The sequence below is a fragment of the Actinomadura mexicana genome (genome assembly GCF_900188105.1).
GTDB classification, from domain to species: domain Bacteria; phylum Actinomycetota; class Actinomycetes; order Streptosporangiales; family Streptosporangiaceae; genus Spirillospora; species Spirillospora mexicana.
The window spans coordinates 154070-180847 of record NZ_FZNP01000002.1 but is presented as its reverse complement, the minus strand read 5'-3'; the positions used below and the strand labels follow the sequence as shown (position 1 = coordinate 180847).

Annotated in this window: 24 protein-coding genes and 1 pseudogene; 13 read left to right on the top strand and 12 right to left on the bottom strand. The window is 70.0% G+C overall.

From position 1 onward, the window contains the following. Positions 1-14: 14 nt before the first annotated feature. On the top strand, positions 15-242 hold the full coding sequence (locus CHC11_RS05235; protein ID WP_089310457.1) for a hypothetical protein: 228 nt from the start codon (positions 15-17) through the stop codon (positions 240-242). A gap of 123 nt (positions 243-365) precedes the next feature. Here CHC11_RS05235 and CHC11_RS05230 read toward each other — a convergent pair whose 3' ends face one another. Both CHC11_RS05230 and CHC11_RS05225 read right to left on the bottom strand, forming a co-directional pair. After that, a complete protein-coding gene (locus tag CHC11_RS05230; protein ID WP_089310456.1) occupies positions 366-959 on the bottom strand; it encodes a GAF domain-containing protein in 594 nt (197 codons plus the stop codon). A 44-nt stretch (positions 960-1003) separates the two neighbouring features. Further along, positions 1004-1375, bottom strand: a complete 372-nt coding sequence (locus CHC11_RS05225) for an STAS domain-containing protein (RefSeq protein WP_089310455.1) — start codon at positions 1373-1375, stop codon at positions 1004-1006. Positions 1376-1812: 437 nt separating this feature from the next. On the opposite strand from CHC11_RS05225, the gene CHC11_RS05220 reads away from it, so the two are divergent. Both CHC11_RS05220 and CHC11_RS42425 read left to right on the top strand, forming a co-directional pair. Continuing rightward, entirely contained in the window at positions 1813-2100 is a 288-nt protein-coding gene (locus tag CHC11_RS05220; RefSeq protein WP_089310454.1) for a hypothetical protein, read from the top strand. An 842-nt stretch (positions 2101-2942) separates the two neighbouring features. Continuing rightward, complete coding sequence (locus CHC11_RS42425; RefSeq protein ID WP_245918922.1) at positions 2943-3230, top strand: MerR family transcriptional regulator; 288 nt, start codon at positions 2943-2945, stop codon at positions 3228-3230. 138 nt (positions 3231-3368) lie between these two features. Here CHC11_RS42425 and CHC11_RS43665 read toward each other — a convergent pair whose 3' ends face one another. The 6 genes from CHC11_RS43665 to CHC11_RS05180 form a co-directional block, all read right to left on the bottom strand. Beyond that, a complete protein-coding gene (locus tag CHC11_RS43665; RefSeq protein ID WP_342749953.1) occupies positions 3369-5207 on the bottom strand; it encodes an ATP-binding cassette domain-containing protein in 1839 nt (612 codons plus the stop codon). Further along, entirely contained in the window at positions 5204-6154 is a 951-nt protein-coding gene (locus CHC11_RS05200; RefSeq protein ID WP_089310452.1) for a Nif11-like leader peptide family natural product precursor, read from the bottom strand. The genes CHC11_RS43665 and CHC11_RS05200 overlap by 4 nt, the downstream gene beginning before the upstream one ends. A 15-nt stretch (positions 6155-6169) precedes the next feature. Next, positions 6170-9364: a type 2 lanthipeptide synthetase LanM family protein gene (locus tag CHC11_RS05195; protein WP_089310451.1), complete on the bottom strand. Its 3195-nt coding sequence runs from the start codon at positions 9362-9364 to the stop codon at positions 6170-6172. A 127-nt stretch (positions 9365-9491) separates the two neighbouring features. Continuing rightward, positions 9492-9731, bottom strand: a complete 240-nt coding sequence (locus CHC11_RS05190) for a cinnamycin family lantibiotic (RefSeq protein WP_089310450.1) — start codon at positions 9729-9731, stop codon at positions 9492-9494. A gap of 24 nt (positions 9732-9755) precedes the next feature. Beyond that, positions 9756-10127: a DurN family substrate-assisted peptide maturase gene (locus tag CHC11_RS05185; RefSeq protein ID WP_089310449.1), complete on the bottom strand. Its 372-nt coding sequence runs from the start codon at positions 10125-10127 to the stop codon at positions 9756-9758. Between the two features lie 330 nt (positions 10128-10457). Next, positions 10458-10670, bottom strand: coding sequence for a hypothetical protein (locus tag CHC11_RS05180; RefSeq protein WP_089310448.1), 213 nt, complete (start codon positions 10668-10670; stop codon positions 10458-10460). 37 nt (positions 10671-10707) lie between these two features. Here CHC11_RS05180 and CHC11_RS43765 point away from each other — a divergent pair. Further along, a pseudogene (locus CHC11_RS43765) lies at positions 10708-11157 on the top strand (MFS transporter); the annotation flags it as partial. A 40-nt stretch (positions 11158-11197) separates the two neighbouring features. Next, a complete protein-coding gene (locus CHC11_RS41990; RefSeq protein WP_218825995.1) occupies positions 11198-11383 on the top strand; it encodes a hypothetical protein in 186 nt (61 codons plus the stop codon). Here CHC11_RS41990 and CHC11_RS05170 read toward each other — a convergent pair. From CHC11_RS05170 to CHC11_RS05155, 4 genes are all read right to left on the bottom strand, one after another. Further along, positions 11361-12575: an NAD(P)/FAD-dependent oxidoreductase gene (locus CHC11_RS05170; protein WP_089310447.1), complete on the bottom strand. Its 1215-nt coding sequence runs from the start codon at positions 12573-12575 to the stop codon at positions 11361-11363. The two genes, CHC11_RS41990 and CHC11_RS05170, sit on opposite strands and share 23 nt — an antisense overlap. Positions 12576-12584: 9 nt before the next feature. Beyond that, positions 12585-14006 (bottom strand): NAD-dependent succinate-semialdehyde dehydrogenase, encoded by a 1422-nt coding sequence (locus tag CHC11_RS05165; RefSeq protein WP_218825976.1) that lies wholly within the window; start codon positions 14004-14006, stop codon positions 12585-12587. Positions 14007-14163: 157 nt separating this feature from the next. Further along, entirely contained in the window at positions 14164-15807 is a 1644-nt protein-coding gene (locus tag CHC11_RS05160; RefSeq protein ID WP_089310445.1) for a purine-cytosine permease family protein, read from the bottom strand. A gap of 213 nt (positions 15808-16020) precedes the next feature. Beyond that, positions 16021-16383: a hypothetical protein gene (locus CHC11_RS05155; protein ID WP_089310444.1), complete on the bottom strand. Its 363-nt coding sequence runs from the start codon at positions 16381-16383 to the stop codon at positions 16021-16023. Between the two features lie 707 nt (positions 16384-17090). On the opposite strand from CHC11_RS05155, the gene CHC11_RS05150 reads away from it, so the two are divergent. The 8 genes from CHC11_RS05150 (at position 17091) to CHC11_RS05115 (ending at position 26696) form a co-directional block, all read left to right on the top strand. Then, positions 17091-19127, top strand: a complete 2037-nt coding sequence (locus tag CHC11_RS05150; RefSeq protein WP_089310443.1) for a hydantoinase/oxoprolinase family protein — start codon at positions 17091-17093, stop codon at positions 19125-19127. Between the two features lie 6 nt (positions 19128-19133). Next, positions 19134-21134, top strand: coding sequence for a hydantoinase B/oxoprolinase family protein (locus CHC11_RS05145; protein WP_218825945.1), 2001 nt, complete (start codon positions 19134-19136; stop codon positions 21132-21134). 76 nt (positions 21135-21210) lie between these two features. After that, positions 21211-22686 (top strand): YHS domain-containing protein, encoded by a 1476-nt coding sequence (locus CHC11_RS05140; protein ID WP_089310442.1) that lies wholly within the window; start codon positions 21211-21213, stop codon positions 22684-22686. Between the two features lie 81 nt (positions 22687-22767). Then, positions 22768-23046 carry a toluene-4-monooxygenase system B family protein gene (locus tag CHC11_RS05135; RefSeq protein ID WP_089310441.1) on the top strand — a complete coding sequence of 93 codons (279 nt, stop codon included), beginning with the start codon at positions 22768-22770 and terminating at the stop codon, positions 23044-23046. A 73-nt stretch (positions 23047-23119) separates the two neighbouring features. Beyond that, on the top strand, positions 23120-23473 hold the full coding sequence (locus tag CHC11_RS05130; RefSeq protein ID WP_218825944.1) for a monooxygenase system ferredoxin subunit: 354 nt from the start codon (positions 23120-23122) through the stop codon (positions 23471-23473). Between the two features lie 46 nt (positions 23474-23519). After that, entirely contained in the window at positions 23520-23828 is a 309-nt protein-coding gene (locus CHC11_RS05125) for an MmoB/DmpM family protein (RefSeq protein ID WP_089310440.1), read from the top strand. Between the two features lie 37 nt (positions 23829-23865). Next, positions 23866-24882, top strand: coding sequence for an aromatic/alkene monooxygenase hydroxylase subunit beta (locus CHC11_RS05120; RefSeq protein ID WP_089310439.1), 1017 nt, complete (start codon positions 23866-23868; stop codon positions 24880-24882). Positions 24883-25085: 203 nt separating this feature from the next. Continuing rightward, positions 25086-26696 (top strand): helix-turn-helix domain-containing protein, encoded by a 1611-nt coding sequence (locus CHC11_RS05115; RefSeq protein ID WP_089310438.1) that lies wholly within the window; start codon positions 25086-25088, stop codon positions 26694-26696. Positions 26697-26778 lie beyond the last annotated feature (82 nt).

Below are 26778 nucleotides of genomic sequence, written 5' to 3'. Positions count from 1 at the left end.
CGCATAATGAGGTAATGAAATCCACCGGCCCCGCCCGACGGCGACACCTGCCCACCAGCCCCTTCAAACCCCCGCCCGCCGCTCCGCCGGCCAAGGAGTTCACCCTCGACGACCAGGTCACGCACGACAAGTACGGGCTCGGGCGCGTCCTGGAGGTCGAGCCGGGCAACGCCGTCCTGGTCGACTTCGGGACACGGAAAGTAAAGATCCTCTCACCGTTCACGAAGCTCTTCAGGCTCTGAAAGACCGCCGGGGACCCGGCGCGGCCCAGCCCGAATCCACAGGGCGAGCGTCGCCGGCCGGGCCCGGACAGGCCTGCGGAGGCTGATCCCCCAGCGGCAAAGGCGCCGCTGGCCGCGTCGGACTCAGCCGGACGACTGCGGCCGGAGGGTGGGCTCCGCGACTCCCGGCGAGGCCCCCGGGAGGCGCGCCCCGGCCACCTCGATCAGCCGGGCGGCCATGTCGGAGAACAGGAGCATCTGGCGCGCGGTCGCCGGGCCGAAGGGCTCCGCTCCGACCCGTCCGAGGACGGCGAGCACTCCCCGGGTGGCCTCCCCCGTCTCCAGCGGCAGGATCAGGATGGGACCGGCCGGAAGGCCGGTGAGCGTCTGGTCGGCGGCGATCCGCGCGGACACGGCCCGGCGGGACGTGAACGCCCGGCCGAGCATGGACCGGCCTCGCCGCACCGTCAGCCCGCGAATCCGGTCGGCGCCGGGGCCGTCCGCGACCTCCACCCGCAGCGTGTTGCCGTCCTCGCCGGGCAGGGCGACGAACGCCAGCGGGACGTGCGCCAGTACCCGGGCCTGCGCCGCCACGAGGGCGAGCATGCCCGGTACGTCGGTCCCCTCCAGGACCACCGCGCTCATCAGTTCGAACGTGGCCGCGAGGCGCCGGCGGTCCGTCTCGCTCGGTGCGGCTCCGGCGGCGCCCCACCCGATCGATCCCGGGTCGCCCGTCATGTCGTCATCCCGTCCTCCCACTCCACCGGGGCCGGGCCGCGTGCTCAGGCCGCGGCCGATCGGATGCGCGCGGCATCGACGGTGGGGCGGACGGAGAAGATCCGGGACAGGCCGCTGACCCGCAGGAGCCTGACCATGTGCGGGCTGGGAGCGGCGAGGACGAGCGCGACGCCGTCCGGTTCCGTGAGGCGGCGGGCGCCGGTGAGCAGGGCCAGCCCGGCGGCGTCGCAGAACGTCACCTCGGACAGGTCGATGACCACGAGGGGGCCCGCGTCACGCAGTGCGATCTCCAGAGGCTCGCGCAGGGAAGGCGCGGAGGCGATGTCGAGGTCGCCGGTGATGGTGATGACGGTGTGTTCCGTGAGCGCTTCGCGGCGCAGCCCGGCCTCGGGGGAGGCGGTGCCTGCGGTATGCATCTGGGGCTCCGATCAGGAGTGTGCGTGTGGCCGGGACCGCTCAAAGACCCGCGGTCGCCGCACCGCGGCCCGGGCGGGCGGCAGGTCCGGCGTCAGAAACGGGCGTCCGTGTTCGAGAGGGACGGTGGAGCGGCGTCATGCGCGCCGGCCTGTCTGGCCTCGTGGAGACCGATCCTCGGAACCAGAGGGACGCCGGCTGGCCGCCCGCATCGAGAACCCCTAGCTCACCCAGAGTCTACGCCCTTCGGCCCGACGCCCGCCGGACTCCGGCACTCGCTCCCCGCGCCCGACGGCCGCCGGGGCGGTGCGGTCGAGCGGCACCTCGCTGATCAGCCGCGATGCCGGCGGGCCGCGACTCCGTGCTCCGATGAGGGCGCGCGGTGTACGGGAGGGGGACACCGGGCGTACGGGGCCCTCGATCCGGGCAGGGGACGCTCATGAGCGAAGTGTGGATCTCGGCCGGCGACAGTGACGACCTGATCCGTGCCGACGCGATCGTGATCCTCCGCATGGACAGGACGGGCCGGCTGACCGTGCAGCTTCGCGACGAGGCGAAGGTCAGCGTGACGCTCCTGGAAGGCTCGCCGGGCGGACACCGCCCGCCCGCCGACTTCCACCGCCAGTTGATCCGGCTGATCGCCCAGTTGGCGGACTCCAGCGGTACGCAGCTGGTCCGCGCTCGGCATGAGAACGGCGCGTGGCGCTGGACGAGCGAAAGCCTCTAGTCCTCCACCTCTGCGCGCGGTTCGCGAGCCGGAGTCCTCGCAGGGTGCGCGGGTCACCGTGGCCGACCCTCGGGGGCCACGCCGCCCTCGCCGGCTCTCCGCCTGCCCGCGGTGGCGGGGGCTCGTGACCGCTGTAGGGAACCAAGAGATGTGATCTACGAAACTCTGCAGTGATCGGAGTAGATTTTCGGATCGGCACCGGGTAGTGTTCCTTCCATCGAAGAGAGACGGATCCATGAGAAGCGGCAGAGGACGAACTGCCGGAAGGTATGGATGACGCCGGCCGGGCGTGCCGGGGCCAGCGCAGTGCAAGGGGCCTCGGCAGCCGGTCGGACCGGTGGCGGACGAGCCGCCGTCAGCAGTGGAGAACGAGAAGTACGCAGTACCAGAACACGCAGTGTTAGAACACGCAGTACACGCAGTACAGGTAGTGATGTCGAAGAAAGGAGGGATCGGCGCCATCGGGATCGCCCGCAGCAGGCTCCAGTCACGCCGCGCGGGTACCGCAGTTCCCCGGATTGGACGGTGGTCTACGGTCACGCAGACGCGATCCCCGCGTTTCCGCCCCTAGGTGGACGGTCTGCGCGGAAGACCGGCTCATCAGGGCCGGTAGGTGGTGTTGTACCTCTGGGCCCCGGCGCCGCAGTATGGCGCCGGGGCCCCTTGCCGTCGCCGCCTGCCGAATCCACGGCAGTACGGAAGGTCTTGTGAAAGCACCCGACACGGGTAAGACCGGCGACCAGCCCGACCAGCCCGACCGGCAGCGACCGCAGGCGGCCGCGCAGGACGACTCCGCTGGGCTCGAGGGCAAGTTCGACGACGAGGACTATCCGGCCTACAGCATGGGCCGCGCCGCCGAGATGCTGGGCGTGACCCCGGCGTTCCTGCGCAGCCTGGACACCGCCCGCCTGATCGTCCCGCAACGCTCGTCCGGCGGGCACCGCCGCTACTCCCGCTACCAGCTGCGCCTGGCGCAGCGCGCCCGCGATCTGATCGACGAGGGCACCGCGCTGGAGGCGGCCTGCCGCATCATCATCCTGGAAGACCAGCTCGCCGAGGCCGAACGCATCAACGCCCGACTGCGGCGGGAACGCCCGGAAGGCGGGACGTCCCTGCCGCCGGGTCAGTGAGGCCCGATCGCCTGCTCGGCCCCTCCGGCTTCGTCCTGTCCCTCGGCGCCGGGCTAACCGGCCGAGGTGGACGGTTGGCCCGACGCCACTGCGGGAGGCCCCGGTGCCCGGCGGGCGGGCCCGTTGGTGTGCGGGGTCTCAGGGGAGGCGGGTGAAACGGTGGGCGGCGCAGAACAGGGCGGCGGTCGTCAGGGCGGCGATCAGCACGCATTCGAGGGGGAGCGGCGGGTGCCAGGAACCCAGGGCCAACGGTTGGAACAGGTGGTGCGGGGCGTCCGGCAGGTAGGCCGTGATGGTGCGGCGCATCACGTCGACGGCGTAGGTGAGCGGGTTCGCCAGTGCCAGGCCCTTCATCCAGACGGGCATCGCGCTCAGCGGGAAGAACGCGCCGGACAGGAACACCATCGGGGCCATGATCACGGTCAGGACGGTGCCGAAGGTCTGCGGACGGCGCAGGATGGTGGACAGCAGGACGCTCAGGACGGTCATGGCCATCGAGACCAGGACCAGTTCGCCCAGTAGGAGAGCGATCAGGACGCCGTCGAGCGGGACGCCGACCGGGGCCGCGGTGGCGAGGAGGACGGCGGCCTGGCAGGTGGCCACCGTGGTGCCGCCCAGGCACTTGCCGACCAGCAGGGACGCGCGGCTGACGGGGCCCGCGAGCATCTCGCGCAGGAAGCCGCCCTGCCGGTCCCACATGATCGAGGTGCCGGTGGCGAGCGCGGGCCCCTGCGCGGCCGTCACCAGCGCGCCCGAGAAGAGGAAGAGCTGGTAGGCGTCACCGTTGGGGCCGGGCATCAGATTCGACAGGCCGATGCCGAGGATGAACAGGAATATCAGCGGCTGCACCAGGGAGATGGCGGCTCCGACGCGGTCCCGCCGGAAGTGCAGCATCTCGCGCCGCCACACCATCCCCACGGCGCGCAGTTCGGCCCGGCACCCGCCCTTGCCCGGCTCGGACGCCGACGGGACCCGCATCGGGCAGGCCGACGGTTCCGGTGGGGCCTCGTCGCGGATCCGGTGCCCGGTGTGGTGCAGGAAGACGTCGTCCAGGCTGGGCGGGGTGACCCGAGCCTCGTACACGGGGACGTCGAGCTCGGTGAGCAGCCGGGGCAGCACCCGTGCCCCCTCGGGGACCTGGAAGCGCAGCCCGCGGTGGTCGCGGGTCACGTCCAGGCCGAGGCGCTCGGCGATCAGCGGCGCCGCGGTCGCGTCGTCGCCGGTGCGCAGCTCCACCCGGTCGGCGCCGAGCACCGATTTCAGCTCGGCGGGGCTGCCCTGCGCGACGATCCGGCCCGCGTCGATGATCGCTATGCGGTCGCACTGCTCGGCCTCTTCGAGGTGGTGGGTGGTCAGGAAGAGGGTGACGGACTCGGTCGCGCACACGTGCCGCAGGTGGCGCCAGACCTGGGCGCGGGCGTTCGGGTCCAGCCCGATCGTCGGCTCGTCCAGGAAGAGGATCTGCGGGCGGTGCAGCAGCGCGCGGGCGATCTCCAGGCGGCGGCGCATGCCTCCGGAGAAGGTGGAGACGAGGCGGTCGCGGCAGCCGGTCAGCCCGACCAGGGCGAGCGTCTCCTCGATGCGCGCCTCCACCTGGCCGGGCGGGACGTTGTACAGGTCGGCGTGGAACCTCAGGTTCTCGGCGGCGGTCAGCTGGACGTCCAGGGTGGACTCCTGGAAGATCAGCCCGATGCGGCGGCGTGCCGCGGCGGCGTCGGTCCGCGTGTCGTGGCCGGCGATCTCGATCCGGCCGGACGTGGGCACCGCCAGCGTGCACAGCATCGCGATCGTGGTGGTCTTGCCCGCCCCGTTGGGCCCGAGGAATCCGAAGCTCTCGCCCGGTGCGATCGTCAGGTCGAGCCCGGCCACCGCCTCGACGCCGGGGTACCGTTTGCGCAGCCCGACCGCCCTGATCGCGGGCGTCGCCCCGGCGGGTGCGGCCGCGCCGGGCGCGGCGGTGGCGGGACGGGCCGTCACGGCCGGCCCGCGATGGCGTCGAGCCAGGTGTCGGGGACGTGGCAGCCGAAGCTCCACCGGTGCCGGGGGGTCGGGTTGACGATGCAGTGCCAGAACAGCCGGTCCGGATCCTGCTCCACCTTGAAGAACCGCGCCAGCCTGGGACGTTCCCGCAGGGTGACCAGCTCGTCGGTCTCCGGGTGCTGGTACCGGAAGAACGAGGTGTGCTCGGCGTCGGAGAACCCCTCGTCGAAGTCGATCAGGTACATGCGCCAGCCCGGCTGGTCCTCGTTGGTGTGCCACAGCCGGTAGCTGGACGGCGGGTACCACAGGTTGCCGGACAGCCGGACCTCGCCGCCGAAGACCTTCTCCAGCGCGGCGACCAGCCGGATCTTGGCCGCGTAGTAGCCCTCGTAGTCCGCGTGGTCGGTGTGCGAGTCGAGGTTGACGAGGTGGAAGTCGCGCCTGCGCCGGGTGTCGAGCGCCGCGCGCCACCGCCGGTACTCCGCGCTGCTCGGGGCCAGCGACGTGGAGCGCAGGTCGTCCGCGCTGAACCCGGCGTCGAACTCCGCCAGGTCGACCGTGGACGGCTTGATCTTCAGCGCCGGCAGCTCGTCGAGGACGGCGTCGAAACCGGGAAGGTCCGCCATGTCGTACTCGTAGTGGTAGAACGCGGTCGGTTCGGCCGGGGTGGGCGCGGGTGCCGCGAGCGCCGCGGGCGCCGTCTCGGGCCTCGGGCCGGGCACCGCCGGGCCGGACGCCGCCTTCCCTGCCGCCGCTTTGGGCGCGGCCTCGGAGAAGTCCGGCGAGGACGACGCCGCCGCGAGGTCCCGGGCGTCGAACAGGTAGCCGTGCGCCCGGCCGAGGCGGACCATCTCCGCGACCGCGGTCATGGCCTTCATCTGCTGCCTGATCCCGCTGTCGCGGAGGGCGTACCGCAGGAAGGCCGCGCAGGTTTCGACGGACATGGGTGAGATCACTCCTCAGATCGACGCGGGCGGAGGGTCCAGGAGGAGCGCCGAGGGGACCCGCTCCGGATGGGCCAGCCGCAGGAAGTGCATGCCGAAGCCGGACATGCCGAGCATCAGCCCGGGGAAGAACCCGGCGGCGGACGCGGGCGGGGCGTCCTCCAGGTTGCGCCACTGCGCCTGCACCTGGACGTTGGCCTCCAGGCGGAACGCGGGCTCGTCCGCCAGCAGCGCGAACCGCAGGAACAGTTCGGCGTTGCCGGACCGGCCGTGGCACAGTGAGTCGTTCATCAGGCGCGGGAAGTTGCGCACCGTCGCCGTCAGCGCGCTCCTGGCCTCGGTCAGCACCGCGTCGTCGTCCTTGCCGAGCGCCGCCCAGCTCTGGATGCGGCTCAGGCCGATGCCCGCCGCGCCGTTGCACCAGGCGTTGGCGTAGTGACGCCCCTCCCAGAGCGTCCCGCCGGGGAACTCGCGCAGGTCGTACCAGTCCTGCGCGCTCTGGTCGAAGTGGAGGGCCTCGTAGGCGAAGGCCCGCCGTCCCGCCGAGACGTACTCGGCGCGGTCGGTGAGCCGGCCCAGCGTGATCAGTGCCCAGCCGGCGCCTCCGGCGCCGTGGGACAGCCCGGTCAGGTTGGCTCCCGAGGCGCCGAGGTCGGAGCCGGGCCAGGACAGGGTGTCGCCCTCGGCCTCCGCGCGGGACAGCAGATGCGCGGCGCAGTGGTGCGCCTGCTCCAGGCCCCGTCCGTCCGCCACGCCGGCCAGGCCGATCAGCACCGGGATCAGCCCGGCCGCGCCGTGGAAGACGTCCAGGTGGCGGTCCCCGTCGATGCGTCCGGCCAGCTCGTCGCCCAGTGCGAGGGCGTGGTCGAGCAGGGCCGGCTCGCCCCACAGGCGGTACAGGTGCGTGAGGACGTAGACCATGCCGCCGAGCCCGGTGAAGGCCCCGATGCGCTGCCGCTCCCAGGTCGCGACGGCGTGGTCCAGCGCACGCCGGGCCGCCGCGCGGAACTCGGGACGCGGGTCGAGGGCGTCGAGGTAGGCCAGGAACAGGGCGATGCCGCCCGAACCGTTGTAGAGGTCGCCCTCGATGTCGACCTCGTCCCGCCCGTCGGGGGTGATCACGAAGGACGTCCAGGGGGCGGGCGCTTCCGGTGCGCGGAGCATCGCGCAGAGCTGCTCGCCGAGCGCGGCCGCGCGCTCGACGCACGTCTCGGCGAAGTCGGCGCTCGTGACGTCGCCGCCGGACAGCCCGGCGGCGATGTACTGGCGCTGCTGGGCGCGGTTGCGCGCGGACAGGCCCCTGATCCGGGACGCGGCGTGGTCGAGCGGGCTCGTCTCCAGATCCGCCCCGACCCCGGACACGTGGTCGTGGACGAGCCCGGTGCTGCCCGCTTCGACGCTGAACAGCGGGACGTCCCGGCGCCACATCGAGGCGACCTCCCAGTCGGGGAGGGCCGCGTCCTGGTCCCACTTGCGCGGGAAGGTGCGGACGGTCTCGATCAGCAGGTCGGCCTCCAGCGGCTCCAGCAGGCACCGCGGGTGCAGGGCGGCCGCGAGCAGCTGCGAGTAGACCTGGGTGCTCCAGTTGACGAAGCGGACGCCCGAGCCGGAGAACAGCTCGCGGACGCGGGCGATCGCCTCGTCGGGCCGCCGCCGGAACCACTCGTAGACCCGGTCGAATCCGGTCCCGATGGCGTCGACGAACTCCTCGGCGTGCGTCAGCTCCCCGCCGACGAAGATCCGGTTGGCGGCGCCCGGGTCGACCCGCACCCCGTCGCGGTACCTGACGGACGAGGTGAAGGACTGCAGGCGGTCGACCTGCGGCACCGGCATCGGCATCTCGTAACCGCCGCCGCCGGTGTACCCGCTGATCCGCATCTCGCCCTCGGGCGCCGCGCCGCTCCTCGGCCACTCGATCAGGCCGGTCCTGAAGACCGAGTCCATCAGCGTCCCCGACGGGCGCGGCCATCCCTTGGGCAGGGCCCCGAGCACCGTCTCGCAGTCGCAGATGAAGGCGTGGCCGTCCGCGATGAGGACGTTCTCGAAGTGCAGGTCGCCGCCGCCCAGCACATAGAAGATCGCCAGGTAGCCGCCGAGCTCGGCGTAGACGCGCTCGGCCTCCTCCCGGGTGGCGACCCGGTTGCGTCCCGGCGGGATCAGCGCCTCGAAGCCGTAGCCGTCCCTCGGGAGCACGGCCCGCTCGGCATAGTCGAGGACGCCGTCGTCGCGCAGCCGCGCCAGCAGCCCCTGGAACCCGGCCTCGCCCTCAAGGCCGCGGGGCTTGTAGACCACGGACTCCAGCGCGCCGTCCGCCAGCTCGACCTCGACGATCGCGACGCTGCGGCCGCCCGCGTGGTGGTCGGAACGGCCGAGCCGCGCGGTGCGCACCGCCGCGAGAGGCTGCCCGAAGAACGCCTCGGCCAGCTCGGCGGCGTCGTCGCGGAGCCTGCCGACCATCTGGGCGCCGTGCTCGGCGAGCTGCCCGGTCGTCTGGGCGAGCCAGCGGCCGAGCAGGGGGAACTCCAGGTAGAAGCGGTGGTAGGCGGCGGCGTCGGCGAACGTCTTGTCGAGGTAGGCGAGGTAGTCGTCGCGGGTCGCGCTCGCCGGGTCGATCCCGTGCAGCCGGCAGTGCACCTTGGCGTCGGTCTCCACCGCCCAGGCCAGCGCCAGCTCGAACCGGTCGAGCAGGTAGGCCTGGAAGTCGGCCACCAGCCGGGAGTCGACGCGGACCGCGGGCCCGCCGCCGTCGATCGCGCTGGTCAGCCGGCGGCCGAGCTCCACCAGGAAGGGCTCGCAGGCGGTGGCGAGCCGGCCGTGGTAGACGTCGTCCGCGCGCCAGTCCGCCGCCGCGAACGCCTCGTCGCCGGGATCGAACCCGTCCAGCGTCGCCCGGTAGACCGGCAGCCAGCCCTGATGGAGGTCCGCCAGCATCCGGCCCGTACGGCCTTCGGGGTCGGTGAGGCCGAGTTCGTGCGCGCGGTAGGCCCGCAGGATCTCGCGCAGCGACTCCTCCGTGTGCCGCTCCGGGCGCGGGCTGGTCTCCGCGCCGAACTTGGCGGCCAGTTTGGCGGCCAGCCGGTCGATCCTCCAGGCGTCGAAGGCGTCCAGCGGCTCCGCGCCGGACGGCGGGCCGAGGGCGGACACGATCTGGATCCGCTCGGACAGGCTCGCGGCCCGGGCCGCGAGGTCCACGGGAAAGGTCGGCTTCACGCGGACGGGCTCCTCGCCTGTGGGAAGGTCTCGCCTGTGGGGGAAGGTCGGGGGTGATGGGCCGATGGCTTCGGCCCATCGGTGTTCCGCGCGCCCGGCGCGAGGGCCGGGCGCTAACGCGGGCGCGTTACTTGGTGCTTCCGTCGCACGCGAAGGTGAACGGCCCCGAGCTGCACGTGGACGCGCAGGCGTAGGCGTCGACGGCGGCGACGCCCTCGGTCCAGTAGCCCAGTGAGGCGGTGTCCGGCTGCGCGACGGCGGCGGGGACGGCGGCGGCGGGCACGCCGAACCGTCCCGCTCCGGCGAGCAGTTCCGTGCGGACGTCGGCGTCGGCGGCGGCGTGCCGCAGAATCGTGCTGGGTGACATTTCTTCCTCCTGGTTCGTTGCTGCTCACTCGACCGTTCGAGGCGCCAGCCTGATACCGAGTCTGCGCTCGGCCTCCTGGAGCTCTTCGACGGCGATGTCCATGCTCGGCTTGTCGTTCTGCCAGTCGATCAACTCCCTTTCCTCGGGGGAGATGCCGACCCGAGTCCAGAAGAACTCGAGCCAGGTCTTGGTGGCCTGCGGGTGGAGGTCGCGGATCGGCTCGACACCGTCCGGGAACTCCTCGTTGCGGACGTCGAGCGCGAGCCTGAGCATCTCGCGCGCCTTCCCGTCCGGCGGCAGCACCGAGCACAGGACCATCAGGAACTGGATCTGGCGGACGGTCTCGATGCCCTTGTGCTTCGTCAGGTCGCTGGGCGGCTTCGGGCCAGACCTCACGGCTCACCCTCCTTGCGCTCTCGGCCGCCGGCGCGCCATTCTTCGTCGCTATTCGGCGGCCCGCGGGACGGACGTCGGCAAACTCTGCGTGTGCATTCCTTTACGCAGAGTGACCATAACAAGGGGCGCCGGGCCGGTCAACGGCAGGAAAGCCGGCCGCACCGACCCGTCGATATCGGAAGAACGAAGCAATTCGACGACCGATTGGACCCTGCCCGCCCGCTATGTGAGTGCCTCACCTGACCGCCACGGCCAGTTTTCAGTTCCGTGCGGGCACCTTTCCGCAACCCGCCCCCCGCCGCCGGGGAGGCCTGGCCGCGGGCACGCCCTTCACCCGGGGTTCGGCGTCGCGGTGAGGCTCGTGGCGGTGTCGGCGAGGGCGCGGATGCTGGCGTTCTGGCGAGCGGTGACCCAGATGAGGCCGATCGGGATATCGGGCATGTCGTGGATCGCGATGAGCTTGAGGTCGTCGCGGTGGGCCAGGAGGGCGGTGAAGATGTCGGCGCTCAGGTGGACGATGTGGCCGCGGGCGACCGCGGCCACCGCCGTGCCGTAGGCGTCGCCTTCCCCGAGGTCGTAGGTGCGGTGGATCGGTTCGCCCGCGGGCGTCGCGGGCGGCGTGAAGTGGTCGAAGAGAGCGCGGGGGAACCGGGGCGGCCTTGCGACGGTCCTCTTCGGCGGCGCGCTCGGGGACCGCTACGGGCGGCGGGTCTACCTGGCCGGCCTCGGTCTGTTCGCGATCGCCTCGCTGCTGGGCGGCCTGGCCCCGAGCATCGGCTGGCTGATCGCCGCGCGGGCGCACCAGGGCGTCGGCGGTGCGCTGCTCGTGCCCGGGTCGCTCGCACTCGTCCAGGCGGCGTTCCATCGCGACGACCGGGCGCGTGCGGTCGGCGCATGGTCGGGCGTGAGCGGGACGGCAGGGGCGGCCGGACCGCTCCTCGGCGGCGCGGTGGTCGACCTCGCGGGCTGGCGCTGGGTGTTCTGGATCAACGTCCCGGTCGCCGTCGCGGTGGCGGCGGCGGTGATCCGCCACGTACCCGAGACCCGAGACGAGGGGGCGGCCGGCGCCGATGCTGCCGCTGGGCCTGCTGGCGCACCGCAGCTTCAGCGCGGCGAACGCGGCGTCGTTCTGCATCTACGGCGCGGTGGCCGGGATGTTCTTCCTCGTGCCGCTGCAACTGCAGATCACCAGCGGGTACTCCCCGCTCGCCGCCGGCCTGGCGTTGCTGCCGATCACCGCCGTCGTGCCGCCGTGATGTTCTCCCGGACGGTGTCGAGGGGCGCCGGAGTGCGCAGCGCCCTCCGGCAGGTGATCACCGCGCGGGGCCAGTTGACCGTGACCGCACCGGCGAACTCCCCGGTGGAGTGGGCGTACAGGACCGCGAAGCTGCGGTCCGGATCGGCGCCGGCGAGGGTGACGTGGTCCAGGCTTCCTCCGGTGCGGCCGACCAGTTGGATCTGCCACCCGTACTGATCGGTCCATGCGTACTCGATCGGTGCGTGCGCCCGCGGATCGTTCGGATGCGTGATGTTGTGCGCGACGCAACCGGCCTGCTCGACGGCGTTGGTCCAGTGTTCGGCGCGGACGAGCCGGCGGTGGCGGGGATGGAACCAGCGAGCGACGTCACCCACGGCGTAGATGTTCGCCGCGCCTTCGGCGCGGCAGTACTGGTCGCAGACGATGCCGTCCGCGACGGTCAGCCCGGAGCCGCGAACCCAGCCGTCGTTCGGTACCGCCCCGATACCCACGACCACCGTGGCCGCGGGGAGACTCGTCCCCCCTTCCAGCATGACGACGAGCCCGCCGTCGACGACCTCGACACCCGTGACGGCGGTCCCGAACCGAGTGGCCACCCCGCGGTCGGCATGGAGGCGAACGAAGCGTTCGGCGACGGCGAGATTCAGTACGCGGCCGAGCGGAACGGGCATCGGGTCGACGAGCGTCACGTCGGCGAGCCCCGAGGTCGTGGCGGTGGCTGCGATCTCGGCGCCGACGAAACCGGCGCCGATGACGACCAGCGGTCCGCCGCGGCCCAGATCCTCGCGCAGTGCGAGGGCGTCGTCGAGAGTCCGCAGCACGTGCAGGCCGCGCGGGGCGCCCCACGGTGAGGGACGCGGGCGTGCCCCGGTGGCGATGACGAGCTCATCGAACTCCAGGCGCCGGCCGTCGGCCAGATCCACCGCGCTGCCGGCCAGGTCTACGGCCGTCGCGGGAGTTCCCAGCTCCAGCCGTATTCCCGCGGCGTCCGCCGCGTCCCTGTCGAGCAGCGTCAGGTCCTCCCGTGTCGCCGTTCCGGCGAGGAAGTCCTTGGACAGTGGCGGCCTGTCGTAGGGCAGGTGGTCCTCGGCGCCCACGAGCACGATCTCGCCCGCGTACCCCGCCGAACGCAGCGCCCTCGCGGTTCGTACGCCACCGATCGAGGTACCGACGATGACGGCGGTCGACATGCCCACCGTTCAGGGAGCGGCGCTGATCGAGGCGTACCTGGTCTCGAGGTACTCCTGCATGCCGACCTCGCTGCCCTCGCGGCCCAGGCCGGACTGCTTCACACCGCCGAACGGTGCCGAGGCGTCGGAGATGTGTCCCCGGTTCACCCCGACCATCCCGCACTCCATCGCCTCGATGGCCCGGACGGCGCGATCCAGGTCCCGGGTGTAGACATAGCCGACCAGACCGGATTCCGTGTCATTCGCCAGAGCGAGGCCCTCCTGCTCGGTCGAGAACCGACAGACCGTGGCGACGGGCCCGAAGATCTCCTGTCGCGCGATCTTCGCGGAGGGTGCCACCCGGTCGAGCAGGACCGGCTTCAGAAACGCGTCTCCGGGGGCGGCCGTGCCGTAGTGGACGACAGGGTCGGCGCCATGGGCCATGGCGTCGTCGACCAGCCCGACCGCTCGATCCCGTTGCGCTCCGTTGATCAGTGGCCCGAGGGTCGATCGGGGGTCGGCCCCCGGGCCGACGACCTGCGCACGTAGCCGGTCGGCCAGTCCGTCGACGAACTGCGGTGCGACCGAGTCGGCGACGATGAAGCGGTTCGCCGCGACGCAGGACTGCCCGCCGTTGCGCAGCTTCGCCGCGACCGCGCCGTCGACGGCCGCGTCGACGTCGGCATCGTCAAAGACGATGAAGGGCGCGTTGCCGCCCAGTTCCATGGAGGTCCGGAGCACGCCGGGCGCGGCCAGTGCCAGCAGCCTGCGCCCCACTCCAGTGGATCCGGTGAAGGACAGCTTGCGGATCCGCCGGTCCCGGAGGATCGCCTCGACGAGTGGGCCGGGTCGGCTCGTGCTCAGCACGTTGACCACCCCTGCGGGCAGTCCTGCCTCGGCCATCACGTGGGCGAAGTGCAATGCCGACAGAGGTGTCTCCTCGGCGGGTTTGAGGACGACCGTGCAGCCCGCCGCGAGCGCCGGCGCGACCTTCCGAGTGATCATCGCGAGGGGGAAGTTCCACGGTGTCACCAGCAGGCACGGCCCGACCGGCCGGCTCAGGGTGAGATGCCGGGCCGAGCCGTCGGGAGCGGTGCGGAAGGTGCCCGTGACGCGGACGGCCTCCTCCGCGTACCACCGCAGGAAGTCGGCGGCGTAGGCGACCTCGGTCCGTGACTCCGCCAGGGGCTTTCCCATCTCCAGGGTGATGAGCGCCGCGAACTCCTCAGCCCTCTCGTGGACGGCCATGAAGACGTCGTGCAACAGCGCGGCCCGACGTCGCGGGGATGTCGCCGACCAATGAGGGAATGCCGCCGCCGCCGCGTCCACAGCCTCTGCCGCGTCCTCCACGCGGGCGTCCGCGACGGCCGCGACGACTTCTCCGGTCGCGGGGTCGAAGACGGGGAGACTCGCACCAGCGCGGGCCTCCCGCCACTCGCCACCGACGAGCATCCCGGTCGGCGGAGAGGTGAATCCGGCGATCCCCTGGCCAACGGTGTCAGTTCCTTGCTGCATCGGAAGTCCTTCAGTTGCCCAGTGTGTTGTTCGCTGGCCGCCGGTGCGGGCAGCGGTGTCGTACGCGCGGTTCCGCGCGCCCGCGACCGTGTGGTCAGTCGGAGGCGACCAGGTTCACATCGCTGTGGCCGACCGAACTGGACCGAGCCTCGGCGTAGGAGGCGCGCAGGTAGGCGGTGTCGTCGCTGCCGCACTCGGCGCAGATGGGGGCGCGATCGGGCGTCGAGGGGTTGCGGTCCATCTCCTGAGCGATGTAGTGCCGCTCGCATGAGGCGCACAGGACCCGGGCCTCCCAGGGGTCTTCGACCTCGGAACGCGGGTCGAACGGGCGGCGCACCACAACGTGCCGCTCTCCGGTGGCGAAGCGGCCGATCGCGTACATGGCCGCCGCCAGCAGGAACGTGATCGGCGCGGACCAGGTCGCGCCGAACGAGCCCGCCGCCTGGACCAGGATGATGCCTGCCGCCGACGCGACGAGCCAGGACACGAGTCCGACGGCGTTGAAGGCGGGAATCCGGCCGGGCCTGAACTCGAAGTCCTCGGCCGCACGCCCGTCACGCCGGGCGAATGCCAGGTACACCAGCGTGATCGCGACCCACGCCACGACGAAGACACCCTGCCATTGCAGGGACTTGAGCAGGTACGAGATCGGATTGGTGAGCATGAGCCCGAACGCGGCGATGCCGACCAGCACGACCCATACGCGCCGCGAGAGGTGGATCTTCAGCGCTCGGGCGAAGAAGCTCTCGGCGTTGATGCTCGCGAGGTAGTAGTTGGCCGTGTTGATCCTGGTCTGGCTGATCCACACCAGCCCCACGCCGAAGATGCCCGCGAGTTTCACGATGCCCTCGACCGCGGAGAGCTCGCTGAGCGGGGCATTGGTCACCAGAGTGTGCGCCAGGTAGATGCCGACGACCGCGTTGACCACCAGGGTCAGAATGTAGAAGAGAGGGCCGAAGGTGAGCCGCCGGTGGTACCGGGAGTCGCTCGTCCTGGCCAGCCGCGCGTAGTCCCAGGTGAACGGAATCATGATCCAGACACCCATGTAGGTCGTGAACGCGAAGAACCAGCCGGGCGCGTGCAGGGACGTGTCGGTCACCGGACCGGCGGTGAGCCAGTCATTGGAATAGCCGTGGCGAGCCACCGCCCAGACGATGACCACGATGAGTCCGATGTAGTAGAAGGGCAGGAGCACGCCGTTGATCTTGTCCAGCCACTGGCGCACCCCGCCGATGACGAGGGGGATGCTGTAGGCGGCGACGAGGAAGTACCACAGCTGGATGGAGCCCGCTCCGGTGTACTGGTGCAGTACGGAGGCGATGACGGATCCCTCGAACACGCCGTAGTAGAGCGCGGTGGCCCCGATGATCAGTGGCGCCACCACCGACCCCAGGTAGCCGAAGAGGCAGCGTGAGAACAGTGCGCTCGAGATTCCGGTGCGCGCGGCGTAGCGGCTGATCAGCCCGCCGATCACGCTGTAGGCGATCACCGAGAGGCCGAGCCCGATCAGGGTGTCCACCGTGCCCGCGACGAGGGCGACGGTGGCGCCGAGAATGAGCCAGAACATCGCGCTCGCGAACGCGTACCAGGCCATCAGCAGCGACACCCGGCCCGATCGCCACGTGAAAGGGGCGACATGCAGTGCGTAGTCCTCCGTCGAGGCGCTCCGCACGACCTCCGGGTCGTCGTGATCGATGATCTGGAGCGGTCTGTTTCCCGTTGTCGGGCGTTCGCTCATTGCCGTCTCCTTGGAGAGGAATCGTCGGGTCCGTGACAGAGGAGTTTGTGGAGCCTCCGGTTGGAGGCTGTCGAGATAGCGGATACCGGTGCGGTCACAGGCATTTCCTGCCGCCGCATGCGCGGGACCAGGTCGCCTTTGTCGCCAAGCTCGGCCCGTCATTTTCTGGCCGGCGGTGAACCGCCGGCCTCGGTCCGGCCGAAGAGCTGATGCTCAGGACCCGGCGTGACTCGGCGACATCGGCGACGGCCCGGCGGAGGACCGATGGCAGGGATCGGGATCGTTGACCGCGATGCTCACGTGGCCGGCTCGCAGGGTGAGCCGGATCTCCTGGGCCCCTCCGGCCCTCGCCTCGCCCTTCTCGGCATCGGTGACCAGCTCCGAGGCGATGAGCAGGGCCTCGTCGATCAGGTCGGAGGCCAGCCCCCAGCGAAGCAGGGTGTCGTGGGTGTGCCGGCAGGCGGCGGCTACCGGACGGGCCGCGTCGGTGAGGTCGAGCCGACTGGTCCGTGACCCGGTGACGCAGCTCGTGTACGTCCGGTCGGCGGGTCGGCCTGCGGTGTTCGATTCGCTCATGGTGTATCCCTTGAATCACCGGCTGAAAGCGTTTCTGCGACAGCGATGCCTGCCGGCACGCCCTCGCCAACGTTCGTAGACAGACGTTCAGTCGACACTGAACGGGCGTGATGGCGGCTCCACCATCCAGATGCGAAGAATGGAGTTCATCTCGCCAGGCCGTCGCCGGCTCCTTTGCCGTGCGGGGTGCCCTGAATACTCGTCCGGCCCTCCGAATGCGGGCAATAGTGAAGAGTGAGAGAACGGGGTGATCGGATTGTGCAGGTCTCCGATCGGTGCATCCCCTCCCCGGGCCGACCGGTACGCGGCCGCCGCGCTGGGGTGATCCGCTGCGACCGGGCCGTCGGCGGCGGGTCCGCCGTCATCTCAGGGTCGGTGGGCCGCCTGGCAGTGCCGCCCCGTCCCGACCCGGTACACAGGCCCACCGGCCAGAGGCGGTTGCCGCGCGGCTGAGGCCCGGTCTCGTCCCGCCGCCGGACGCCTCCACGGCCGCCGCCCGCCCGGGTCTGTCGTCACGGCGATCACGAATCCACAGCCGGTGCGTGGGAGACCTGAACAATCCGGTCGTGCTCTTCTCTCACTCTTCACTATTGCTTGCCCCAGGGGGCCGCACGAGTATCTAGGGCAACGACCAGGGGTGATGCCCTGGATCGGGTACTCACCAGGGCACCGGCCCCGGTGCGAGAACCGAGGTGCGGAGGTGCGGGATGGCATTGCGTGTCGCGGTCGATGTCGGCGGGACCTTCACCGACGTCTGCGTACTGGGTGAGCACGGAGAAGCGCCCCGCGTGGCCAAGGTGCCGACGACGGCCGTGTCCCCGATCGACGGTGTGATGCGTGGCATCGCACAGACCGGTGCGAATCTGGACGACACCTCGTTCTTCTGTCACGGCACCACCGTCGCCACCAACGCACTGCTCAACCGGACGTTTCCTCGGGCGGCTCTCGTCACGACTCGCGGATTCCGCGACGTGATCGAGATCAGGAGGGGGACGAAGGAGGATCTGTGGGACGCCTACAAGGACGTCGCCCCTCCCTACATCGCGCGCCGCGACCGACTGGCCGTCGCCGAACGGGTCGACGCGACCGGCCGCGTGATCGAGCCGCTGGACATGCGGGAGGCCCGGGAGCTGGTCGACACGCTCCGGCGCAGGCAGGTGCGGACGGTCGCCGTCTGCTTCGTCAACTCCTATGTCAACCCGGTGCACGAGATCGCGATGCAGGAGTTCCTGCGCGCGCAGCTCCCCGACGTCGCGGTCTCGATCTCCAGCGCCGTGCTGGACGAGATCCTCGAACACGAACGCTTCTCGACCACAGTGGCCAACGCCCTGTTGTCGCCGTTGGTCGGCCATTACGCGACCTGCCTGGAGCAGCGGCTGGCCGAATCCGGGTATGGCGGCAGGCTCCATCTGATGCACGGCGGCGGAGGCGTGATGACGACGCAGGCCGCGCAGAAGCACGCCGCGCGGCTCGCGTCCTCCGGCCTTGCGGCAGGCGCGGTGGCGAGCAGGCACATCGCGCTCGCCTGTGGTTATGAGAACTCACTCGGCCTGGACATCGGTGGTACCAGCGCCGACATCTCCATCGTCTCCGGTGGAGAATTGAAGATCACGCGCAATTGGTCGGTGGATTTCGGGCACCCGATCTGTTTCCCGAACCTTGAGGTACTGACCATCGGGGCCGGCGGCGGCTCGATGGCATGGGTCGACGACGGCGGGGCGCTGCGCGTCGGCCCGCAATCGGCCGGCGCGGATCCCGGCCCCGCCTGTTACGGACTCGGCGGCACGGCGGCGACGACCACCGATGCGCAGCTCGTCCTGGGGCAGATCGACACCTCGCTGGCCGCGGGGTCGCAGCTCCTCGACGTCGAACTCGCCAAGCGGGCGGTGCGCCGGATCGCCAAGGAACTGAACAGTTCGCTGGAGGAGGCCGCGGTCGGCATCCTGCGCGTCGCGTCGGCGAATCTGGCCGACGCCTTGAAGATCGTGTCAATCCGCCGTGGACAGGATCCGCGCGATTTCGCGCTCGTCGCGTTCGGCGGCGCCGGCCCCATGCACGCGGTCCACCTGGCCCGCGAGCTGTCCCTCCCCGCGGTCGTGGTCCCCCCGTGGCCGGGGGTCACCTCGGCGTTCGGCTGCCTGCTCGTCGACATCAGGCACGACTTCGGCGCCATGTTCATCCGTGAGGCGCACGCCGCCGACCCGTACGAGATCGAATCGACGTTCCTGAGGTTGGAGTCGCACGCCCGCAGGAGCCTCCTGGAGGACGGCGTCGAGACCGAACGCATCAGCATGCAGCGGTTCATCGAGATGCGGTACCGCGGGCAGTCGCGCTCGATGCCCATCGCCGTCGACCAGCCGGTCCGCGCGATCGACGGCCTGGTCGAGAAGTTCCACGTCCAGCACCGCGGGGAGTTCGGGTTCAGCCGCGATCTCTGCGAGGTAGATCTCTACCACCTGTCGGTCTCGGCTCTGGGCGTCCTCGACAAGCCGCAGTTCGGTGCGGTCAGTAGTGGAAACGGGAGACCGATCGAACCGGTGGGGCGGCGGATGGTCAGGTTCATCGAACCGCGGGGCCGGCTGGAGACACCGGTGTACAACCGGTCCGACCTCTACCCCGGCGCCGAGGTCACCGGTCCCGCGGTCATCGCTCAACCCGACGCGACGACGCTGGTCCCTCCGGACTGGGCGGCGGTCGTCGACCCGATGGAGAACCTGCGCATCTCCATGAACGCGGACAAGTAGGCACCCATGGTCACTCAGCGTGCACTGCTGCAGATGATAGAAGACGACCAGACGGACGACCTCGACCCGGTGACCGCCGAAGTCCTGCGGAACGCCTTCGTGACCGCTGTCGACCTGATGGCCGAACAGTTGCTGCGCACCTGCCACTCCTTCGTGATACACGCACGTGACTTCTCCGGCGGGCTGTGCGATGCCGGCGGCGACACCGTCGCCCAGGGCAGCCGAGACGTCGCCGTGCAGGTGGGAACGTTGCACTTCGCTGCGAAGGCGGTGCTCGACGCGTTCCGCGGGGACATCTACGAAGGCGATGTCTTCATCCTCAACGATCCGTACTGCGGGGGCACGCACTTCAGCGACGTCAGGGTGTTGCGGCCGATCTTCAGCGCCGGCGCGCTGATCGCCGTTGCCCAGTGCAACGGACACTGGGCCGATGTCGGCGGTGCCGCGACCGGCTCGTTCGATCCCAGCGCGACGGAACATTTCGGCGAGGGGCTCCGGATCACCCCGGTCCGGATCTGGTCGCGCGGACGCTACCTGGCGGATGTCGGACGGCTCATCGCGTCGAACACGCGGTCACCAGAGGACGCCGAAGGGGACCTGCGCGCACAGGCCGAGGCGACCCGGGTCTGCGAACGCGAGGTCCACCGGCTCGTCGAGCGCTACGGCCAGAAGACGGTCATCGCGGCGTTCGGCGCGTCTCAGGCCTACGTCGAACGCGTCGTGCGCCGGCGGCTTTCGATGCTGGCCGACGGGTCGTGGGAAGCGGAGGACCACATCGACAGCGACCCGAGCAGGGGCGAGGGCCTCGTCCCGATCAAGGTGCGGATGCGGATCTCCGGGGACGGTGTCCACTACGACCTCAGCGGGTCGCATCCCGCCATCGGGAGCTTTCTCAACTCGGCCTTCGGCGGCAGTTACTCGGCCGTGATCGCCGGAACCAAGACCTTCTTCCCCGACGTACCGCTCAACTCCGGGTTCTATCGGGCCGTCACCGTGGATTTCGGTCCGCGCGGGACGGTGGTCAACGCGTCCTGGCCCACCGCGGTCACCGGATTCTACGCGGGACCGTACGAGAAGATCGTGAACGCGATCTTCCAGATCTGGTCCCAGATCATGCCCGAGCGCGCGATCGCCACGTCGTTCAATCTCGAGTACGTGCTGCTCGGTGGCAGAGATGTCCGCCACCACGGGCACGAGCAGTTCATGTACTACGACTGGATGGCCGGCGGCTGGGGCGGGCGCAACGGAAGCGACGGATCCAACGCCACGGCGTCGATCTTCGGGGTCGGTCACGCCCTGCAGTCGACCGAGATGCAGGAACTCACCTCCCCCATCGTGACCCGCACCTGTGAACTGAAGACCGACTCGGGCGGACCAGGCGAATTTCGCGGCGGGCTCGGGATGGTGAAGGAGGTGATCCTCACCGACTGCGAGGGGGCCGTCGTGTCGTACTGCTCCGACCGCGCCAGATCGGTGATCGTCGGCAGCCTCGGCGGGGCGCCCAGTTGCCCGCACGGCCTGTGGATCAACCCGGGTTCCACCGGTGAACGCTACCTGGGATCCCTGGCGTCGCGGGTTCCGGTGGTTCCCGGCGATTCGCTGGAGCGGCCGTCGGCGGGCGGTGGCGGTTACGGCGATCCCCTCCGGCGGGCTCCCCGGTCCGTCCGCGAAGACGTCATCGACGGCTACGTCTCGATCGACCGGGCCCGCAAGGACTACGGCGTGGTGGTGGTCCACGACGCAGGCGACCCGGACCTGTACAGGGTCGACGAAGTCGCGACCGCCGCCGAGCGGCGGAGGCTGCGGTCGACCCGGGTGGGCCTCCTTGAGACCGACCCGGCGCACGTCGCCCAGCGGTACAAGGACGGCGAGCTGACGGCCTACGACCTTGTCCGGCAGTACGGCGTGATCGTTGATTGGGGCTCGGGCGAACTGCTCGCCGAGACCACCAAGAAATACCGCGCGATATTGCGCGAGCGTTGCTGCTCGCATTGGGCAGCCGAGTAGCGGCACAAAATCTGACACATCACGGTCGCCATCCCCGGCGTGACACGCACGGGAAAATCGATAGGAGCGATTCCACATGGCGCTACTGGAACGATCGACTTGGTACGACATCGCCCGCGACACCAACTGGACGCCGCGGTACGTCGAGATGGACGAGCTCTTCCCGCCGGACCAGAGTGATCCGTACGGGATCCCGACCGAGGAGTGGGAGTCGTTCGACGAGCCCTACAAGGTCTCGTACCGCGAGTACGTGAGCGTCCAGCGTGAAAAGGACGCCGGCGCCTACTCGGTGAAGGCCGCGCTCGCTCGGTCCCGCTACTACGAGGACGCCGACCCCGCATACCTCAGCATGCTGAAGCTGCACTACGGGGCGATCGCCCTGTCCGAGTACGCGGCGTGCCAGTCCGACGCCCGGATGACCCGCTTCTCGAAAGCGCCGGGAATGCGGAACATGGCGACGTTCGGCATGCTCGACGAGATGCGGCACGGGCAGATCCAGCTGTACTTCCCGCACCAGCTGGTGAGCCTCGACCGCCAGTTCGACTGGGCCCACCAGGCACACCACAGCAAGAACTGGGCCGCGATAGCCGGCAGGCACGCGCTCGACGACGTGATGATGACCCGGGACGCGGTGACGACCTCGGTCATGCTCAACTTCGCGTTCGAGACCGGACTGACGAACATCCAGATGATCGGGCTGTCGGCGGACGCGGCCAACATGGGCGACTTCACGTTCTCCAACCTGATCACCAGCATCCAGTCCGACGAGGCGAGGCACGCGCAGATCGGCACCCCGGTCCTCGAGATCCTGATCAGGAACGGCAGGAAGGCCGAGGCGCAGCAGGCGGTCGACATCGCCTTCTGGCGCATCCACCGGCTCTTCGCGATCCTCACCGGCATCCCGATGGACTACTGGATCCCGCTCGACAAGCGCGACCGCTCCTTCAAGGAGTACATGACCGAGTTCGTCGGCGAGCAGTTCGAACGCCAGCTGCTCGACCTCGGGCTGGAGCGCCCGTGGTACTGGGACATCTTCCTTGAGGACGTCGAGACCCACCACCACTGCCAGGCGGCCGCGACGTGGGCGTGGCGCAACACGCTGTGGTGGAACCCGACGGGCAACGTCGGCCCCCGCGAGCGCGCCTGGCTGGAGAGCAAGTACCCCGGCTGGAACGACACGTTCGGACAGTACTGGGACGTGATCATCGAGAACATCCGCGCGGGGCACCCCGAGAAGTCCCAGGCGATCGGGATGCCGGCCATATGCAACATGTGCCAGATCCCGATCTCGAACAAGGGGGGGACGGTCTGGAACGCCCGCGCGTACCAACTGGACCACGAGGGCCGGCTGTACAGCTTCTGCAGCAGCGTCTGCAAGTGGATCTTCGAGCTTGAGCCCGACCGGTACAAGACGTTCACCAGCATCGCCGACCGGATGTACAACGGCGAGATCTCCCCCAACACGCCCGAGAACATCCTCAGGTACATGGGCGCCGGTGTCATCAGCCCCGGCGGGACCGACGCACACGACCTGGCATGGGCGCACGCCTGACGCCGCGCCCCGGCCGCGCCGGCCGGGCGCGGGTCGCGGCCCGCGCCGCCGGTCGTCGTTCAGGAACGAGAGGAGACTGAGATGTCGACGCCCCTTGCCGTGATCGGACGGCTTCAGTACGACGCGCACACCCGGATCATCGACGTCGAGACGGGCTACACGATGGACCAGGTCGTGGAGGCATGCCTGGCCCCCGCGGTGGGTTACCAGGCCCGCCACCCCAAGCCCGGCGCGACACTGCTGGTCCGGCTGACCACCGAGACCGACGACGCGGTGCCGTTCCCGCGGACGATGACGGTCGAGGAGGCCGGACTCCGGCACTTCCAGCAGATCGACGTGTTCGTGGCGGAGGGCCAGTGAACTGCGCCGGGTCCGCCGACCCGTCGACAGGGGTCGGGTCGGCGGACCGGCGCGCGGAAGGCGGTGGGCGCAGGTGACGGCGACGCCGGAACCCGACTTCCATGAGGTCTGCGAGGGGGACGACCTCTGGGTGGGGGAGATGCGGCTCTGCTCGGTGGCCGGAGTCAAGGTGCTGCTGCTCCGCACCGACGACGGTGAAGTCCGCGCCCTGCAGAGCATCTGCCCGCACCAGGAGCATCCCCTCGACAACGGCGAGTTCGACGGAACGACCTTGACCTGTGCGGCCCACCTCTGGGAGTTCGACGCGTCCTCGGGGCACGGTGTGAATCCCGACGACGCGGAACTCGCTCGATACCCGGTCAAGGTCAGCGACGGCAACGTGCTCGTGTCGGTCAAGGGAATCAAGCCGAAGTATTCGCACGCCTGAAGCGGTGAGTGTCCATCACCGTACCGAGGCGAGAACAGGAAAGAACATGACCAGCACACCGGTGCACAGCAGGTCGAATCTCGCCGGCCCGCTGCTTCGCGGCGGCGACATGTCGGTCGTAGCCGTCGAGGCGATCGAGCGGGACAACCCGGAAAAGGAGATTCTTGTCGACGATCACCGAACGTACGTTCGGGTCGAGGCGGAAGGGGGGCTGGTGATCCGGCGCCGAACGATGGAGGAGCTGCTTGGCCGGGCGTTCTCGATGCAGGAATTGGAGATCAGTCTCACCGGCTACTCCGGCCAGATCGAGACGCACGACGAATACATGCGCTGGTACTTCATGAAGCAGTCCTGACGCCTACCCCCGCAAGGACAAGACCGAGGAGAAACTCATGAGCGATCCCAACGACGTCTCCAGGCCGTTGAAGACGTGGAGTCACCTCACGAAGAACCGGCGCAGGCCGACCGAGTACGAGATCGTCTCCACGAACCTGCTCTGGAGCACCGACGACGAGGCTCCCTGGGCCATGGGGCCAGATGTGCCGCTGAGCAAGTGGTACGTCAAATACCGCAATGAATCGCCCCTCAGGCATGCCGACTGGGACGGTTTCCGGGATCCTGACCAGATCGTCTACCGGACGTACAACATGATCCAGGACGGGCAGGAGGCGCATGTCGACGCCCTGCTCGACGACCACAACAAGAACGAGCACGACAGCGGGCTGTCGGACGAGTGGGTCGCGCAGCTGGCGCGCCTCTACACGCCCAGCCGGTACCTGCTGCACACGGTGCAGATGTCGGCCGCCTACCTCGCCGCGCTCGCGCCGTCGAGCACGATCGAGAACTGCTTCATCTTCGAGTCGGGCGACCATCTGCGATGGGTCTCGCGCGTCGCCTACCGGACGGCGGAGCTCGCCGGCTCCCACCCCTCCACCGGGTTCGGGCGTCAGGAACGCGCCCGCTGGGAGGACGACGACGCCTGGCAGGGGTTCCGGGAGCTGATGGAGCGCGCCCTCGTCACGTGGGACTGGGCCGAGCAGTTCGTCGCGGTGAATCTCGTGGCCCGGCCGGCGATCGACGCGGCCATTCTGCGGGCTCTGTCGGCAGTCGCGCAGGAGAACGGGGACACGCTGCTGGCGCTGCTGTGCCGTGCCCAGCTCATCGACAGCGATCGCACCCAGAAGTGGTCGCAGGCGCTCGTGGAGTACGCCCTGCAATCCGGCGATCACGGGCAGGCGAACCGTGACCTGGTCCGCGGTTGGCTCGACAAGTGGGGCGCGCTCGGCGACGCGGCCATCGACGCGTACTGCCAGGCGTTGGTGCCCGGGAGCGATCTCGGCGCGGAGGTGAGGAGGGCGGCGGCGAGCGCCCGGGCCTCTCTCGTCCGGGAATCGACTGCCGTCGGATAACCCGAACATACCGGACCGGTCTCCGAGGGACGGCTTGCGGGACGTGACCCCATGACGGCCTGTGGGGCGACGTCACCGGACCGGTCCGGTCCTCGCCCGAGTTCAGCCTCCTGACCAGCGAATTCAGGCTGGATCGAACTCAATGAGGCGTCGTAGAGTGTGGGATACGCTCCCCCGTCAATGTGTCGTATGGGACGAGTGCCATGTTCACTATCGGAGACCTGCAACGCAACGTCGATCTCGAGCTTCAGCTGATGGTCGGGGGCAACCGGGCCAGGACCGCGGAGATCGCCCGGGCCGAGGTACTGCAACTCGGGCGGCTTCCCGCGGCCGAACACCGTGCGGTACTGCTGCTCACCAGCGGACTGCCCGAGGGCGCGGGTCCCGGCGGCGCGGAGGCGCTCGTCGCCGCCGCGAAGACGGCGGGCGCGGTCGGTATCGTCCACACGCTGGCAGCGGACGCCACCCGGCTGCCGCCGGCGATCGTGGCAGCCGCCGGGGCCTTGGATATGCCGTTGCTCTCAGCGCCGGCCAACTCGTCCCTGCGCTCCATCAAGGACGCCGTCAACGAACGTGTGGCCCGCAGCGAGCTCGTCCTCTACCAGCAGTTGCTCGCGCTGCAGTCCAGCCTCATCGCCGCCGTCTCCACGCCTGATCCGACGGACTCGCTGCTGCGCCGTCTCGGCGCCCTGGTCAACAGCACGGTGATCCTCTACTACCCCGACGGGCGGCTCCTGGCGGCCACGGGGGACGGCCCCGCGAGTGTCATCTGGCAGCGCATCGACAAGTCATCCCAAGAGCGGCAGCAGTTCACCGTCGGGCAGTGGCACGTCGTGGCCTCTCTGATCAACGGGCCGGAAGAGGCGCACCGCTGGATCGTGCTGGCGAGGCGCGGCCATCCGACCCCGCAGGAGATCGTCTCGCAGTTGATCACGACCGTCGAGCAGCTGCTCGACGTCATCGCCCTCAGCCGGCGCGCCGCGGCGACCGAGGAGGCACTGCAGCGGGCCGACGTCCTGCAACGACTGGTCATGAACAACGGCTACGAGAAGTTCGGCTGGGACCAGGTCCGTCGCTTCGGGTTCGAGCCGCACGGACCGTGCTTCGTCGCCGCCGTCGCCCTGCCTCACTGGAGCCAGCGCCGACTCGACCCAGAACTGCATTCGCAGCAGCTGAGGGACGTCACGCAGATCATTCGGGGGCTGGTCTCCAATTCCTCGTCGCCCCACCTCGTCGGCTCCCACGAGGGCGTCGCGGTCGTGATCCTCCAGTGCCGCGACAGCCGCCTCATCGACGAGGCCGTCGGCGTCCTGAGGGGCCGCGAGTTCCAGGCGTCGGCCGGCATCGGCCGCAGGGTGGCGTCGCTGGACCTGATCGGCAACAGCTACCGGGACGCGCGGCTGGCACTCACCCGCAGCCTGACCCGCGCGGCCGACGGTCCCGCGGTGCAGCGGTTCGAGGACTTCGCCGTCGCCGACATCGCCATCAGCACCGCCGACGAAGACCAGCTGCTACGGCGGTCGCACGACCTGCTGGCCAAGATAGAAGCCAGCGAGCACCTCCTCGAAACGTTGATCGTCTACATGCGGAACGACCTCAGCATCAACGACACCGCGAACGAGTTGAACATCCACCCGAACTCGGTGCGGTACCGGATCGGCCGCGCCGAAGAGCTGATCGGCGGATCGCTGCGTTCGCTGCCGACCATCGTCGACGCCTTCCTCGCCGTTCAGGTCATCGCGCGCAACAGGGCGGGATCCGTCTTCACGCTCAACGAATATCGGAAGGGGCACGCCAACGTGGCGCTGGGGTAGTCGTCGACTCCGCGCACCCTCCGGACGAGATGCTCGGGGTCCCGCGAGCGGTGACCCGGGCGAGGTCGATCATGCCGAGTGC